This window comes from Paraburkholderia nodosa, assembly GCF_001718195.1.
GTDB classification, from domain to species: domain Bacteria; phylum Pseudomonadota; class Gammaproteobacteria; order Burkholderiales; family Burkholderiaceae; genus Paraburkholderia; species Paraburkholderia nodosa_A.
In genome coordinates, this window is sequence record NZ_MCNV01000002.1 from 147,290 (window position 1) to 162,090 (window position 14,801).

At 64.9% G+C, this 14,801-nt stretch carries 17 protein-coding genes; 7 read left to right on the forward strand and 10 right to left on the reverse strand.

Annotated features, from left to right (window positions below; genetic code table 11):
* Nucleotides 1–179: 179 nt before the first annotated feature.
* Together BFD71_RS03995 and BFD71_RS04000 are read right to left on the reverse strand one after the other, a co-directional pair.
* Nucleotides 180–1,235: a rod shape-determining protein gene (locus tag BFD71_RS03995; protein WP_069262005.1), complete on the reverse strand. Its 1,056-nt coding sequence runs from the start codon at nucleotides 1,233–1,235 to the stop codon at nucleotides 180–182.
* Nucleotides 1,236–1,586: 351 nt separating this feature from the next.
* Complete coding sequence (locus BFD71_RS04000; RefSeq protein WP_069262006.1) at nucleotides 1,587–2,237, reverse strand: alpha/beta hydrolase; 651 nt, start codon at nucleotides 2,235–2,237, stop codon at nucleotides 1,587–1,589.
* Between the two features lie 276 nt (nucleotides 2,238–2,513).
* Between BFD71_RS04000 and BFD71_RS04005 the strand changes: the two genes are divergently transcribed.
* Both BFD71_RS04005 and BFD71_RS04010 read left to right on the forward strand, forming a co-directional pair.
* Nucleotides 2,514–4,082 carry a DHA2 family efflux MFS transporter permease subunit gene (locus tag BFD71_RS04005; protein ID WP_069262007.1) on the forward strand — a complete coding sequence of 523 codons (1,569 nt, stop codon included), beginning with the start codon at nucleotides 2,514–2,516 and terminating at the stop codon, nucleotides 4,080–4,082.
* A 107-nt stretch (nucleotides 4,083–4,189) separates the two neighbouring features.
* The gene (locus tag BFD71_RS04010) at nucleotides 4,190–5,116 is read left to right on the forward strand and encodes a glutaminase (RefSeq protein ID WP_069262008.1); all 927 of its coding nucleotides are present in this window, start codon (nucleotides 4,190–4,192) and stop codon (nucleotides 5,114–5,116) included.
* 56 nt (nucleotides 5,117–5,172) lie between these two features.
* Here BFD71_RS04010 and yfcF read toward each other — a convergent pair whose 3' ends face one another.
* Nucleotides 5,173–5,805: a glutathione transferase gene (gene yfcF, locus BFD71_RS04015; protein ID WP_083245041.1), complete on the reverse strand. Its 633-nt coding sequence runs from the start codon at nucleotides 5,803–5,805 to the stop codon at nucleotides 5,173–5,175.
* 92 nt (nucleotides 5,806–5,897) lie between these two features.
* Nucleotides 5,898–6,167 carry a hypothetical protein gene (locus BFD71_RS04020; protein ID WP_069262009.1) on the reverse strand — a complete coding sequence of 90 codons (270 nt, stop codon included), beginning with the start codon at nucleotides 6,165–6,167 and terminating at the stop codon, nucleotides 5,898–5,900.
* On the opposite strand from BFD71_RS04020, the gene BFD71_RS04025 reads away from it, so the two are divergent.
* Entirely contained in the window at nucleotides 6,154–6,399 is a 246-nt protein-coding gene (locus BFD71_RS04025) for a hypothetical protein (RefSeq protein WP_069262010.1), read from the forward strand. The two genes, BFD71_RS04020 and BFD71_RS04025, sit on opposite strands and share 14 nt — an antisense overlap.
* A 177-nt stretch (nucleotides 6,400–6,576) precedes the next feature.
* Here BFD71_RS04025 and BFD71_RS04030 read toward each other — a convergent pair whose 3' ends face one another.
* Entirely contained in the window at nucleotides 6,577–7,245 is a 669-nt protein-coding gene (locus tag BFD71_RS04030; RefSeq protein WP_069262011.1) for a helix-turn-helix transcriptional regulator, read from the reverse strand.
* Between the two features lie 18 nt (nucleotides 7,246–7,263).
* Nucleotides 7,264–8,169: a S1C family serine protease gene (locus tag BFD71_RS04035; RefSeq protein ID WP_069262397.1), complete on the reverse strand. Its 906-nt coding sequence runs from the start codon at nucleotides 8,167–8,169 to the stop codon at nucleotides 7,264–7,266.
* Between the two features lie 162 nt (nucleotides 8,170–8,331).
* Between BFD71_RS04035 and BFD71_RS04040 the strand changes: the two genes are divergently transcribed.
* On the forward strand, nucleotides 8,332–9,264 hold the full coding sequence (locus BFD71_RS04040; RefSeq protein ID WP_069262012.1) for a hypothetical protein: 933 nt from the start codon (nucleotides 8,332–8,334) through the stop codon (nucleotides 9,262–9,264).
* On the opposite strand, the gene BFD71_RS41285 is transcribed toward BFD71_RS04040, so the two are convergent.
* From BFD71_RS41285 to BFD71_RS04050, 3 genes are all read right to left on the reverse strand, one after another.
* Nucleotides 9,246–9,413: a hypothetical protein gene (locus BFD71_RS41285; RefSeq protein ID WP_176732821.1), complete on the reverse strand. Its 168-nt coding sequence runs from the start codon at nucleotides 9,411–9,413 to the stop codon at nucleotides 9,246–9,248. The genes BFD71_RS04040 and BFD71_RS41285 overlap by 19 nt on opposite strands.
* A gap of 36 nt (nucleotides 9,414–9,449) precedes the next feature.
* Complete coding sequence (locus BFD71_RS04045; protein ID WP_141710563.1) at nucleotides 9,450–10,079, reverse strand: glycine zipper 2TM domain-containing protein; 630 nt, start codon at nucleotides 10,077–10,079, stop codon at nucleotides 9,450–9,452.
* 203 nt (nucleotides 10,080–10,282) lie between these two features.
* Nucleotides 10,283–10,582, reverse strand: coding sequence for a hypothetical protein (locus BFD71_RS04050; RefSeq protein WP_069262014.1), 300 nt, complete (start codon nucleotides 10,580–10,582; stop codon nucleotides 10,283–10,285).
* Between the two features lie 249 nt (nucleotides 10,583–10,831).
* Between BFD71_RS04050 and BFD71_RS04055 the strand changes: the two genes are divergently transcribed.
* Nucleotides 10,832–11,020 (forward strand): hypothetical protein, encoded by a 189-nt coding sequence (locus BFD71_RS04055; protein ID WP_028203473.1) that lies wholly within the window; start codon nucleotides 10,832–10,834, stop codon nucleotides 11,018–11,020.
* A gap of 24 nt (nucleotides 11,021–11,044) precedes the next feature.
* On the opposite strand, the gene BFD71_RS04060 is transcribed toward BFD71_RS04055, so the two are convergent.
* On the reverse strand, nucleotides 11,045–12,076 hold the full coding sequence (locus BFD71_RS04060) for an alpha/beta fold hydrolase (protein WP_069262015.1): 1,032 nt from the start codon (nucleotides 12,074–12,076) through the stop codon (nucleotides 11,045–11,047).
* Nucleotides 12,077–12,403: 327 nt separating this feature from the next.
* On the opposite strand from BFD71_RS04060, the gene BFD71_RS04065 reads away from it, so the two are divergent.
* Nucleotides 12,404–12,946, forward strand: coding sequence for a hypothetical protein (locus BFD71_RS04065; RefSeq protein WP_069262016.1), 543 nt, complete (start codon nucleotides 12,404–12,406; stop codon nucleotides 12,944–12,946).
* Between the two features lie 484 nt (nucleotides 12,947–13,430).
* Complete coding sequence (locus BFD71_RS04070) at nucleotides 13,431–14,792, forward strand: MFS transporter (RefSeq protein WP_069262017.1); 1,362 nt, start codon at nucleotides 13,431–13,433, stop codon at nucleotides 14,790–14,792.
* Nucleotides 14,793–14,801 lie beyond the last annotated feature (9 nt).

The following is a 14,801-nucleotide window of genomic DNA, read 5'->3' on the forward strand; positions in this document are numbered from 1 at the left end:
CACGGCTGGACGATGTGGAGACAACGGGACAGCGGCGCATTGCAACGGACAACGGCCTACGGGCAGTCCATCGCGGCGCACGCCGGCAAAGTGGCGTATTGTCCCATGCCCGCGGCGCCAACAGCGGTCAAGCCGGCGCCCTCGCGAAGCGGCCTTGCCTCGTGCGCCGGCTTGGGCCGTTATTCGACCATTTCGAAAGCGTGCTCGCTCATGAGCGAGGCCGCCGCGCCCGCGCCGCGCACCGCGCAGGTGAGCGGCTCGTCGGCCACGCGCACCGTCACGCCAAGTTCGGCGGCCAGGCACTGGTCGAGCCTGCCGAGCAGCGAACCGCCGCCCGTGAGCACGATGCCGCTATCGGCGATATCGGTGACGAGTTCGGCGGGCGCCGTCTCCAGCACCTGCCGCACCGTGTTGATCACCACGCGCAGCGGCGCGGCCAGCGCGTCCACCACGTCGTGGCTCGTGATCTCGACCGTGCGCGGCAGACCGTCTTCCATGCTGCGTCCGGTCGCGCGGATGCGCTCGATGGGCTCGCCGTAGAGCGCGCAGCCAATCGTCTTTTTCACGTGTTCCGCGGTCTGGTCGCCCAGCACGACGCCATAAAGCGTGCGCACATGATCGACGATGGCGCGGTCGAACTGGTCGCCGCCCACGCGCACCGAACCGCTGCACGCCACGCCGCCCAGCGCGACGATGCCCACTTCCGTCGTGCCGCCGCCGATATCGACGACCATCGAGCCCGTCGCCGCGTGCACCGGCAAACCCGCACCGAGCGCCGAAGCCAGCGACTCGCCGATCAGGTTCACGCTCGCCGCGCCTGCCGCGAAGGCCGCCTCGCGAATCGCGCGGCGCTCGACGCGCGTCGCGCCCGCCGGCACGCACACCGTGAATGCCGCACGGCGGCCGAGCAGACGGCGCGGCTGCGCCATCGCCACGAAGCGGCGCATCATGTGTTCGGCAGCGGAGAAATTGGCGATCACGCCGTGCGAGAGCGGCCGAACCGTCTCCATATTGGCCGGGGCGCGGCCAAGCAGATCCTTCGCCTCGCGGCCCACCGCGGCCACCGTCGTCTCGCTCGCCCCCGCGCGCCGTTCGAAGCAGACCACGGAGGGCTGGTTCAGCACGATGCCCTTGTCGGCGGTGTAGATGAGCGTGTTGGCCGTACCGAGATCGAGCGCCACGTCCTGGCGGAACAGCCTTTTGGAAAAAATGGATTGCGGCTTGGCTCGGGCCATATTGGTCTGAAGTTCGGTTCTTTTTGGCGACCCGGCAGACGACGCGCCGCCGGATGGCATTCCCGATGGCGGCCTCGTCCAGGCAGCGCGAACCAGCCGCGCGCCGGGCGGAACGGGCCTACGCGGCCCATAAGGTCGCGGCGACTCCCCGTATTAACGGCCGCGACCGGCGCGAACTTTAGCCGGTCCAAAAACAACTGCCTAGGTTATGCGGAAAATATGGCCGAAATACGACACTACGGGCTTATGCCACTGCCAATTCGTACCGATTTGGCCCGCCGATGCCGGCCGATACATGCTGATTAACGGGGACCGACCTCGTCCCCGCCAGCGACCGGATCGGTCTCGCGATTAGCCGCGCGCGAGCGCGCGCACCAGGGCGTCGCGCCCAAGCATGACGCCCTGCGGCGTGATCGTGTGGCCGACGCCCGGCAGCGCGAAAGCGGTGACCGCGAAGCCCGCGTCGCTGAACGCGGCGGCGGCGCGCTCCAGTTCGCTCGCCGGAATCACTTCGTCGTCCTCGCCGTGCACGAGCGTGAGCACCGTGCGGCTTTTCGCGACCACGGGCGTAACGAGCCGGCCCGCATACGCGACCACGGCCGCCGCGCCCGCCGCCTGTGTGGCCACGTGGTACAGCGACATGATCGAGCCTTGCGAGAAGCCCACCAGCGCGAGCGCGTCGTGACCGAGCCCCCAATGGGCGAGTTCGGCGGCGAGCCGCCGCTCGAACACCTGCGAGGCGGCAACGACGCGCGCCTCGCGATTGGTCTCGCTGATGTCGCGCAGGCTGAACCACTGGCGTCCGCCGAAGCCGCCGTCGAACGGCTCGCTGCCGTCGAGCGACGAGAACGCGACGCCCGGCAGCGCGTCGCGCCACACGTCGGCGAGCGGCGTGAGGTCCTGTGCGTTGCTGCCTACCCCGTGCAGCAGCACGACGAGCGCGTGCGCGGCGCCATCGGCCGGCGCCAGACGCCAGCCCCCTTCGAATGCTTCCCAGCTCATGGTCGGACCTCCCCTGTACTGACGATCGTATTGTGTGTCCAGCGCACGCATTTTGCGCGGCGCGCGGCAGGCGCAAGGATACGCTCGCCGCGCTACGCGTGTACGAAAGACTCCATTTCCCGGCGTTACATAAAGCCGCAACGGCAGCCCGATCGCGCGCGAAAGCCATTCGCAAGCCCCATGACCCTGCGCCGCATGGGGATGCTCCGCGGCTGGCGATGACAAAAGGCGATTACAGGTATCCTGTGCCGCAAACCGAATACGCGGAGAACACGCTTGAATCAGCCCGCCGCATCATCGGCGCCGCCCGCGCCGCCGCCGCTCCAGGGAGGCAGTCTGGTCCTCGGCACTATCGCGGTCTCGCTCGCGACCTTCATGAACGTGCTCGACACGTCGATCGCCAACGTCGCCATTCCGACCATCTCCGGCGACATGGGCGTTTCCGTCGACGAAGGCACATGGGTCATCACCGTGTTCGCGGCGGCCAACGCCGTTTCCATTCCGCTGACCGGCTGGCTCACGCAGCGTTTCGGCCAGGTGCGCCTGTTCGTCACCTCGATCCTCTCGTTCGTGCTGGCGTCGTGGCTGTGCGGCATCGCGCCGACCCTGCCGTTTCTGCTCGTCGCGCGCGTGCTGCAAGGCGCCGTGGCCGGCCCGCTCATTCCGCTTTCCCAGGCCGTGCTGCTCGGATCCTGGCCGAAAGACAAATCGTCCACCGCGCTCGCCTTCTGGGCGATGACCACGACCGTCGGCCCGATCGCGGGACCGGCGCTCGGCGGCTGGATCACCGATAGCTACAACTGGTCGTGGATCTTTTACATCAACATTCCAGTGGGCCTCTTCGCGGGCTTCGTCACGTGGACGATCTATCGCAACCGCGAGTCACCCACGCGCAAGCCGCCTATCGACATCGTGGGCCTCGGTCTGCTCATCACCTGGGTTGCTTCGCTGCAGATCATGCTCGACAAGGGCAAGGACCTCGACTGGTTCAACTCGCCGGTGATCGTGACGCTCGGCATCCTCGCGCTCATCAGTTTTGCGTTTTTCCTCGTGTGGGAGCTGACCGAGGAGCACCCGATCGTCGATTTGCGTTTGTTCGGACAACGTAACTTCCTCGGCGGCACGATTGCGATTTCAGTGGCGTACGCGGTGTTCTTCGGCAATCTGGTGCTGCTGCCGCAATGGATGCAGGAGTACCTCAACTATCGCTCGGTGGACGCAGGCCTCGTGACCGCGCCGCTCGGCGTGTTCGCGGTGATCCTGTCTCCGGTCGTGGGGCGCCTGTTGCCGCGCTCCGACGCGCGCATCATCGCGACGATCGCGTTCGTGATGTTCGCGGGGGTGTTCTACATGCGTTCGCAGTACGTGATCGAAATCGATACCTTCCATCTCGTGCTGCCCACGCTGCTGCAAGGCATCCCCATGGCGCTCTTCTTCGTGCCGCTCACCGCGATCATTCTCGCGGGCCAGCCGCCGAGCCGCGTGCCGGCGGCGGCTGGCCTCTCGAACTTCGTGCGCGTGTTCTGCGGCGCAGTGGGCACCTCGATCGCGACCAACGCCTGGAACAACCGCACGATCCTGCATCACGCGCGACTCACGGAACAAGCCTCGGTCAACAACCCGACTTTCGTGCAGGCGATGGACCAGACCCAGAAGGTGCTGAATATGAGCGAGCCCTCCGCACGCGCGCTGTTCGACTTCCAGCTCACCACGCAGGCCGCCATGATGGGCCTGAACGACATTTTCCATATCTCGGCGATCATCTTTCTCGTGATCATTCCGCTCATCTGGATCACGAAGTCGACGAAGGGCGGCGCAGGCGGCGGCGCAGCAGGGGCGCATTGACCCGAAAGGTCGAGTCAGGGCGCGCAATGAAGCCGTGGCGGTAAGCGCGAGCCGCTACAATCGCGGGACCGCGGCGGGCGCTCTGCCGCGATTGCCTGGCTCCCTCCATGAATCACACGTTCGACTACACGCCCATCCTCGACGCCATCCATCGCGACCTGCAGCCGTATATCGGCACGGGCCGCGTTGCCGACTACATTCCCGAACTCGCCACGGTGCGCGCCGATCACTTCGGCATGGCCATCGTCACGGTGGACGGCCAGGTGTACCGCACCGGCGACGCCGATGTGCGCTTTTCCATCCAGAGCATTTCGAAGCTGTTCGCCTGCACGCTCGCGTTCCAGCTGCTCGGCGACGTGCTCTGGCAGCGCGTGGGCCGCGAGCCTTCGGGCACGGCATTCAACTCGCTCGTGCAGCTCGAATTCGAGGCGGGCAAGCCGCGCAACCCGTTCATCAACGCGGGCGCGCTCGTCGTGACCGACGTGCTGTGCCGCCGCTTCGTGCAGGCGGAAACCGCGCTCGTCGATTTCATGCGGCGCCTCTCGGGCGAGCCCGGCATCGGCTACGACCTGCGCGTCGCGCAGTCGGAACTCGCGCACGCCGAACGCAATCGCGCGATGGCGCATTTCATCGCAAGCTTCGGCAACCTGGAGATGCCCGCCGATACCGTGATCGACGCGTATTGCCGCCAGTGCGCGATCTCGATGAGCTGCGTGGAACTGGCGCGCGCGGCACTCTTTCTGGCCAACGGCGGCGTCTCGCCCGCGAGCGGCGAACCCGTGCTCGACGCAAGTTCGGCCAAGCGCCTTTCCGCGCTGATGCTGACCTGCGGCACCTACGACGCGGCCGGCGACTTCGTGTACCGCGTCGGTTTGCCCGCGAAGAGCGGTGTGGGCGGCGGGATCATCGCGGTGCTGCCCGGCGAATTCGCGGTGTGCGTGTGGTCGCCGGGCCTCGACGCGACGGGGAATTCGCTGGTCGGCTCGCTGGCGCTGGAGTGGTTGACGACGCGCACCGGGCGCTCGATTTTCTGAGGCTGGGGTAAACGTCATCCGGTCAGCATCCGCAAGCCCTGCGTGACGACACAGCCTTAGAGCGGCGGCCGCTCGAGCGTGAGCCAGCGCTGCACGGAGGGCCTCTGCCACTGAGCCAGGGCGTATTGCGCCAGCCGATGCGGCACCGGATCGCCGTTCAGCACCAGACGGTTCAGCATCAACGCGAGGTCCACGTCGGCGATCGACCACTCGCCGAAAAGATGCTTTTCGCCTTGTGCGATCAGCGCGTCGGCCATCGCGAAGAGTTTCTCCGCCGCGAGTTGCGCCGCGCCGGAAAGGGGCGCCGTGGTCGGGCCGTAAAACACGACCTCGGTCGAGCGCTCCTGGCGGATCGGCATGAGATCGCTGCGCAGCCACGCCTGAACCTGGCGCGCGCGGGCGCGCTGTTGCCGGTCTGCCGGATAAAGCGCCACGCCGGGGAAGGTTTCTTCGAGATACTCCGTGATCGCCGAGGACTCCGAGAGCGCGAAGCCGTCGTGGATCAGGGTCGGCACGCGCCGCGTGAGCGACTTCGCCGCGAATTCCGGCTGCTGGTTTTCGCTCTTCGCGAGATCGACCGTCGAAAGCTCGAACGCGAGCGCCTTTTCGTGCAGCGCGACGAAGACGGACATCGCGTAGGGACTGGCGTACTGGGCGTCGGCGTAGAGGTGGAGAGCGGGGTTGGTCACAGTCGGCTCCGTTGTTGGCGCCGACGATAGTAGCAAGCCCAGCCGCCGTTGCGCTCGGCCACCGGCAGGCTGATCGACTCAGCCTGCCCCGCTTAAGCCGTCGCCGAGACCAGCCCCGTGGTCTTGCCGCTCGCGACCATCAGCTGCGCCAGCGAAGTCTGCACGCTCGCCAGTTGCGACGCGATCTGGCTGACCTGGCTCGCGTCCGATTGCGACGCCGAGCTCAACGCGCTCTGCGCATTCTGGATCTGCGCCTTGATCTGGCTGACCTCGCCCGAGTTCGAGCCTTGCGCCGCGGCGCTGGATGTCTGCGACGACACCTGTGCGAGTTGCGCCTGAAGCGACGCGATGAGCGCGTTCAATTCGTCGACTTCGCTCGAAGACGAACTGCTGGAGGATGCCGCTGCGCCTCCACCGCCGCCGCCCGACTTCGAAGACGCCGAAGTGCTCTGCGTCGAAGTCGACGTGGTGCCGCTGCTGGGTGTGCTCGTCGAGGAACTCGTCGTGCTGCTGTCATTCGAGTTCGACGATGCCGCGCCCGAGGAAGCGCCGTTGCCTGCGCCGCTCGTCGAAGCCTGCGTGCCGCCGCCGTAGGCGGTCGTCGTGGTCGTCGTCGCGGTAATGGGTTGAATCTGCATGGAATCTTTCTCGCCGTAAGTCAGGGGCTGCGCAGCGCTGCCGAATAACGCCCTATCCGCGTGTTATCGGCAAGCTTGACGGTTTCTTGAGCGCTGTCCGTGCCGCTTTTATCGCGGGGCGGTCGTGGCCTGCTTACACCATGATGTATCCGTGCCGCATGCCGAGCATCACCGCTTCGGTGCGATTGGTCGCGCCGAGTTTGCCGAAGATGGACGAGAGGTGCGATTTCACCGTGTTGTCCGAGATGTCGAGTTGCCGGGCGATCTCCTTGTTGCCGAGTCCGTCGGCGAGCATCGCCAGCACTTCGATCTCCCGTAGCGACAAGGCTTCGAACGGTCCGCCGGTTGCCGACTGGCGCAACGGTTTTCGTCCAGCGAGCAGCCTTGCGAGGATGTCGGGCGACAGCACGCACAGGCCGGCGGCCGCCGCTTCGATGGCCGCGACGATCTCGGCGGGCGTCACGTCGCGCGACAGGATTGCCGTCGCATCCGCAGGCAGGTCGTCGAGGAGGCCGTCGCTGTCCGGGTCGTCGAGCAACAGGACTCGCGCCGGCGGCACGCGGCCAGGTTCGAACAGCGTCCTGAGCGCGTCGCTCGCCAGAGGCTCGATGTCGGCCACGACGACGTCCGGCACCGAACCGGCGAGGTAAGCGGCAAGCGCTTCGGCGTCGGCGGCGCTACCCAGGAACGCGAGCGGCGGCTGCGCATCGACGATCGCCTCGAGGCTCGCGCGCACCTCCGGCGATGCCGCGATTACCGCGACCCGCACCGGCCCCATGGGTTCCATCGTGCCATCCGACATATCGCCGTGTCCCGGACCTCACCTGCATGCATGCCGTTGGGGCCGTTCGCCCACGGTGACCGTGCACGCGTGGCGCTCGCCGCCCCGGATCAACGTGACTGGCAACGGCTGCCCGATGCCCGTCGAGCCCAGCGCGGCGTGCAGGTCACCGATGTCGCGGCAAGGTTGGCCGTCCAGTTCGATCAGCACATCGCCGATGAGCACGCCTGCCTGTTCCGCAGGACCGCCCGGCGCAAGCGAGCTGATCAGCAATCCGCTATTGAACGACAGGTTCATTTTCTCCGCCCATGCGTTCGGCAGGCTGACCTGCTGTGTGCCGACGCCAAGGTAGCCCCGCGAGACACGTCCCTTGGCCAGCAGTTCGTCGGCGACACGCTCCACCGTCATCGCGGGAATCACCATGCCGGCGCCGCGCATCAGTCCCGACGTGCAGATGCCCACGACCTGACCGCGCATATCGGCGAGCGCCGCGCCCGAGAACCCCGGGCGCAGACCGCCGTCCAGCCGCACGAATGCGTCGAGCTGGCCGCCTCGCCACGTGCGCCAGGCACCACCCGTGCTGCCGATCACGCCAAAATCCGCGCTGACGCCGAGTTCGTCGGCACGCGCGACGGCGAGCGCCAGATGACCCGGCTTCAGTGAGCCGGCATCGCCGGACTCGACCGGGCCCAGGTCCACGCCGTCCAGCTTCAGCACGGCGAGGTCCGTGCCCGGATCCTGGCCTGCGAGGACCGCGGCAACCGTACGACCGTCGCTCAAGGTGATTTCGATCCCCTCCTCGCGCCGGATCGTATGGGCAGCCGTCACGACGACGCCATGGCGCCAGATTACGCCACTCGACGGCATGCGATGCCGGCCATGGATTGCCACGACGCTCTGCCCGACTCGCGCGACAATGTCGGCCAGACCGTCCGAGAGAGCCATCAAAGGATTTGCGCCCGAAGATGTCGTTTCCATTTCACGTCTCCTGCCAGTGTGGGTTCACCATTCGTGGGTTCACAATGACAGAACGACGGGCGGCGCGCACCACCCAAATGGGTAGTCGTAGCGATGCAGATCACACGGAGTCAACGTGGGAGGAAGGCCATGAGTACGCTTGCCAGATTCACATCGGGCGTCCGGTGCACGCGCCTGTGGTGGATGGCCGCGATGACCGCGGCGCTCTGTTTGCTGGGCCAGGGCGCTTTCGCGCAAGCGGACGTCAGGGCGACGAGCCTGCGCGAAAAGTACCAGAGTCTCACGCAGCAACTCGCGCAAAACCAGTTCCAGCGCCCGCTATACCTCGAATCGCAGGAGTTGCCTTCGGCACTCAAAGGGGACATTTACGGTGTGGTCAACTTCCCTTTCGCGACGGTCAGCGACACGCTCAACCATCCGACTCAAGGGCCGGCCAACTGGTGCGATGTGCTGATCCTGCACTTGAACATCAAGTACTGCCATGCCTCGACCGGCGCGAGCGGTACGGTGCTCGCGGTGAATATCGGCAAGAAAACCGAGGAATCGCTTACCTCATCCTACCGCGTGCAATTCGCCTGGAACCAGGCAGTGAGCAGCCCTGATTATTTTCGCGTGGAGCTTTCCGCCGCCACGGGTCCGCTGAGTACGAAAGACTACCGGATCGTGGTGGAGGCCATACCCGTGGGCGACGATCGGACCTTTATTCATCTGACTTACGCCTACGGTTACGGCACGGCCGGCCGGCTTGCCCTGAAAGCCTATCTGGCAACGATAGGCAGCGACAAAGTCGGCTTTTCCACGACCCGCGATCCGTCGACGAACGAAACGCGATACATCGGCGGCGTACGCGGTCTGGTCGAACGCAACACCATGCGCTATTACCTCGCCATCGAAGCGTATCTCGATGCGCTTTCCAGCCCGCCCAATGGCCGCCTCGACAAACGCCTCACCAAGTGGTTCGATGCCACCGAGCAGTATCCGCGCCAATTGCACGAGGTCAGCCGCGCCGACTACATGCAAATGAAGCACAACGAATATCAGCGTCAGCAGATCGCGCAGTAGTGCGCGTATGAGCCCGTGCGGCGCACGGGCGTTACGGCGCAGATTTTCCACACTCCCGCTGCGCTCGCCCGTTGGACGAAGGCCGCCGACGCCTGCTCCACGAGCGCCGCGTTTTGCTGCGTCGCTTCGTCGATCTTGCGTGGCGGCAAACGCCTCCGTGACGTCGGATGAAACAGCCGCCGGAATCAGTAGCGCGCGAGCTGGCTGCCGTTGACCTGTACGCGATCGCCTGGGCGCAGGTCGCCGGGTGTCGGCACGTTGAACGCGCGGGTCGAGCCGTCGCTCAACTGCACGTCGATCTGGAATCCTGCGGGCTGGCCCATCTGCTGGCCGATCCGGTTGCCTGCATAGGCTCCCCCGAGCGCGCCGATGACGGTCGCCGCGTCGCGGCCGTGGCCACCGCCGACCTGATTGCCGAGCACGCCGCCAACCAGCGCGCCGACCACGGTTCCGGCGATGCCCGAAGCACCCGTGGCGTTGCTCAACGGCCGGATGCTCGAGATCGTGCCGTACTGCGTACCGTATTGGTTGCCGTATTGCGGGTTGTACTGCGCACCGTACTGACCGTTGCTTTGCGAGTCATACGGCTGTTGCGGCGCAGGCGGCGGTGCGTAGGCGGGTTGCTGCACGGTGCCCGGTTGTGCGTAAGCGGGCTGGCCGTACGCAGACGCCGCCGGTGCTGCATATTGGCCCTGGTAGCCTTGCTGCGCGCCGTACTGCGAGTAGCCCGGAGCAACGCATGCGGACAACGAAAGACTGGCTGCAGCGACAAGCGCGGCGGTGAGGGCGGACTTGGTAGAGAGCATGGACGTCACGGTGGGTTCGCATTGCCGCCGCTGCGGGCACGACAAGCATGAGGAGGAGTGGCGATTGCGCGGCAGTATAAGCAAAGCCCGCCCGGACGTCCGCTGCGCGCGGGTAACAACGTGTAAAGTTCGTTGCCGGATGAATGGCGGCGCGCCGAGCGCGGTGCCATTCATCCGTTGGAATCAAGCTGGCGCCGGATTCCCCGAAAGTTTCAATGCAGGGTTTGGACGCTGCCGATGGTGTCGGCACCCGCATCTTCGGACGCGGCCTGTTCGATGATCGCGCAGCGGAAATCGAACTTGACGCGAAGGATCGCGGATTCGACCCGTGCGTCGCCGCGATGGCCCTTCAGGCGAGTATCGATCGCCTCCTCGACGGCGAGAATCGCCTGCTCGATACTCTCCGGATCGTCGCTGTCGAAGCCAACCTCGACCTCTATGCTCTCCAGCAGGTTCAACGCGGTTGCAATGTCTTCGGAAGCGACGAATAGCGTCTCGGCGTTCTCTCTCATCTACCCTCCCCGTTGGATTGTCCAGCTCAACAGACAGCTGCGAGTTGCACGTCTATCGTTGCACATCCGGAACAAATCTGCCGGCGACGACGGCCGATGTTGGGTTCGAAACAACGGAAGGGTTGCCGTCCACCGTGAAGCGAATAGAATCGAAGGTTCCAGCCGATAGCGTAAAGGCAATCGACCCGGCTTCGGGCGCGGTTTCGACCTGCTAGACTGGAAGTTCCCCCGCGAACCATGGAGGGAATCATGACGACTGTCTACGTGGTAAAGACTGGCGAGCAGTACCTCTGCTGCGCAGAGGACGGCGATATCGGCATGGCGCCGGAGATTGGCGGGGCCAAGTCCTTCGTCTCATACGAGGAAGCCGAAAAGGCGGCGTCCGAGCACGCCGACCCCGGATACGAAATCGTCGCCGTCAGCGTTGCCACACACTGACGCGCAAGGCGGCTCCGCCTCGCCTTACCGGAACTTGCCAGCCGGTGCTTTCGGCTGGCTTTCGGCTGCGCCGCCGGCCAGCGCGTGAACCGATCCGGCGAGGAAGTTCAGGATGAATTCGTTCACCTCGTCGGGACGCTCTTGTTGCACCCAGTGACCCGCCTTCGCGATGAGATGCTTCTTCCATAGGTTGGGAACGTTGCTCTCCAGCGCGTCGTAGTCCTTCGCGGCCATTTTCACGACGCCGTCCAGCTCTCCCGCGAGAAAGAGCGTCGGTTGCATGATCCGGGCGCCGTCGAGAAAGCTGGTGAGCGCCCAGTTCCGGTCGATATTCCGATACCAGTTGATTGGCCCGCGAAACCCGCTGCGCTCGAACTGAGCGACGAAATATTGCAGATCCGCTTCGGTCAACCATCGCGGAAGCTCATCGGGCAACGTGAGGTTGTCCACGAGTCGAGTCGATTTGGGAAAGATCGCGAAGTTGGCCGGCTGTCCTTTCACCACCGGGTCTCCCGACGCCGAGTAGAGAATGCCAAGCATCGAGCGACGGACATCTTCTTCCAGTTCACGCTCGATGCGTCCCGGCAACTGAAAATAGTCCTGATAGAAGTGACACTCCTGCGTGATCTGCGCAAAGCGCACCGATGGGCGCACCGGACGTCGAGGCATGTAAGGCACGCTCAGCAGGCCGAGAACGGGAAACAGGTCGGGGCGCAGCAACGCTGCGTAAGCAGCGACAGCGGCGCCCCAGTCATGTCCGATCAGAATCGCCTGCTCTTCACCGAGCGCCTTGACGAGGCCAACGAGGTCGCCGACCAGGTTCAGAATGTCGTAAGCTTCGATCGCTTCCGGGGCGTCGGTGAGCCCATATCCGCGCTGGTCCGGCGCAACCGCGCGATAGCCCGCAGCCGCCAGCGCATCGATCTGCCAGCGCCACACGTACCAGGACTCCGGCCAGCCGTGGCAAAGCAGCACGAGCGGGCCCGTGCCTCTTTCGACGTAGTGCATGCGGATGCCGTTGACGTACGCGAACTTCTCCTGGAAACCTTTCATCATGGAGTCGACCTCGTCTCACGCGGTGGGAAAGCGCCTGGCGGTCATTGTGAATGCAGTACCGCAATGCTTCAACCACATCAGTCGTTTTGAGCGTGAGCCGGATATCAAGGATCGACGCGTGCCGTGCGGCCCTCCCCCCACGCAATGACGCTCAGGTAACCGGCGTGTCCATGTCGACGCACCGCACGAAATCGACGTGCAGGCGTCGATTAGCGCACCGGTCATGTCGACGACCTCCGGGGGCCGTACGGCGGCGAAACGCAGACGCTCTTTACGTCAACCGGCCAGTCTTCTTCGTCCTAGAATTCCTTTCAGGGGGGAGGCGACATGAAGCGCGAAGTGGTCACTGGCCTGCTGTGCGGCGCACTACTCGCCGGCTGCGTGACGGCCGGCGTCGAGGTCAGGCCCGAACAGATGGCGAACTTCAGGCACGGTGTGACGACGCTGCAGGACGTGATCGTCGCGCTCGGCCCGGCGTCGGTCGAGACCGCGTTGGACGACGGCTCGACGCTGCTCGTCTACACATACGTGACGTCGCGTCCGCACCCGGAAAGCTATATCCCCTTCATCGGCTCGCTGGTCGCCGGCGCCGACACACACTCGTCGGCGGCCGTGTTTCTGTTCGATTCGCACGGTCTTCTCAAGGGCGCCAACAGCACGGGCTCGAACGTCGGCACGGGCATGACCGCGGCCCATAGCGCGGAGCCCCGAGCGCCCGTGCCGGTTTCCGACGCGCCCGTTGTTGGCAAGGGCGTCCCGCCGCCCGCCGTTCAGACCGCCCAGCCGACGCCCGAAGAAGACGCCGCGCCCGCGTCGCAAATGCCTGGCGAACCGCTGGAAATCAACGTTCAGCCGGCTCCCGTCGAATAGCCATATCCCAATGTCAAACTTGCCCTGGCTTTCGCAATATCCTGCTGGCGTTGCGGCCGACGTCGACCTCGACGACTACCCCTCGATGGCAGCCCTGCTGGAACAGGCCGTCGCGCGCTTCGGCGACAGGATCGCCTTTCAAGGCGCGCGGAGTACCCGTCCAGTTCGCGATAAGTGAGATTCACGCCGAACTGATGCGGCGACAATGGCGAGACCGGTTGGTGAATGAAATCTGACTTTTCCGCCGCCGAAGAACCAAACCATTCGAAAAACGACGTTGTCTTGCCCTCCCGCGACAGCACCAGTCCGATGTCGCTTCCAGCGCGTCACCCTGTCGGCTTCGTTCTAGGAGCGACATTTCTGGTCGCATTAACTGTGCAAATCATTACCGTGCGACTTCAGCGTTAAAACCGCTCGCCTCCCATGGCTTCACCATTCGGGGTGATACGCACGTTTTATTCAACGCACAAGGGACGGCCAGATCATGAAAGCGTATCAGCCCAAAGTGGACCCAAAGACGCTTCGCAAGGTGATCGTTGCCGCTGCGGTTGGCAATTTCGTCGAATGGTTCGACTTTGCCGTTTATGGATTTCTGGCGACCCTGCTGACTCGCCAGTTCTTTCCGAATGGCGACCCGGCGATCGCGTTGATGAAGACCTTCGCGGTGTTCGCCGTCGCCTTTGCATTCAGACCGCTCGGCGGGGTCTTCTTCGGCGTGGTGGGAGACCGGGTGGGCCGCAAGAAAACGCTCGCCCTGACCATCTTGATCATGGCAGGGGCAACAACGGTCATCGGCTTCCTGCCGACCTACGCATCGGTCGGCATGCTCGCCCCCTTGCTGCTCGCAATCGTGCGCTGCGTGCAAGGTTTTTCCGCCGGCGGCGAATACGCCGGCGCCTGCGCGTATCTGATGGAACATGCGCCTAAGCACCAGCGCGCGCGATACGGGAGCTTTCTTCCGGTCTCCACGTTCCTGTCGTTCGCGAGCGCCGCAGTCGTGGCGTCGGGACTGGACGCCGTGCTGTCGCCAGAGGCGATGAGCAATTGGGGCTGGAGAATCCCGTTCATCGCCGCGGCGCCTATCGGTCTGGTCGGACTGTATCTGCGCACGCGCCTTGGTGAAACGCCATCGTTTGCCGCAGTCGAACACGATCACGACCTCGCTCATGCCCCGCTGCGCGAAACGCTCAGGACGCAGGCAGGCGCGATCGTGCGCCTGGGTGCCTTCGTGTCCGTGACTGCGCTCTCCTTCTATACGTTCACGACCTATTTCGCGACGTATCTGCAGGTCGTCGGTCATCTGAGCCGGGCCAACGCGTTATTGGTCACGGTCTTCGCACTCGTCTTCGCCGCGGCCATCTGCCCGCTCGCCGGCCTCTACTCCGATGCCGTGGGAAGACGAAAAACGGTCTTCACGGCATGCGCCATCCTGATCGCGGCGGTGTACCCCTCTTTTTCACTGGGAGGCTCAGGGGATTTTCGTTCCGCGATTGCTGGCGCATGCATGCTTGCGCTCGGCGCGGTCCTGTCGGGTGTGGTCACGGCAGCACTGCTCTCCGAAATCTTTCCGACCCGCACCCGTTACACCGCTTCGGCGATCACCTACAACCTGGCCTACACGATCTTTGGCGGCACGGCGCCGCTTGTCGCCACCTGGCTGATCGAGTCGACGGGTAACAGCATCTCGCCCGCTTACTACCTCATCGCCGTCTCGCTGCTGGCACTGGTTGGCGGGTTGTCCTTGCCGGAAACGTCGCGGATTTCGCTCGACGATCCCCCGCATGAAGGTGTACCGGAACGCGTTGCGGCGCGAGGTCTGCAAGACGCACCGCACAATTCAGTCTGACGTGAACCC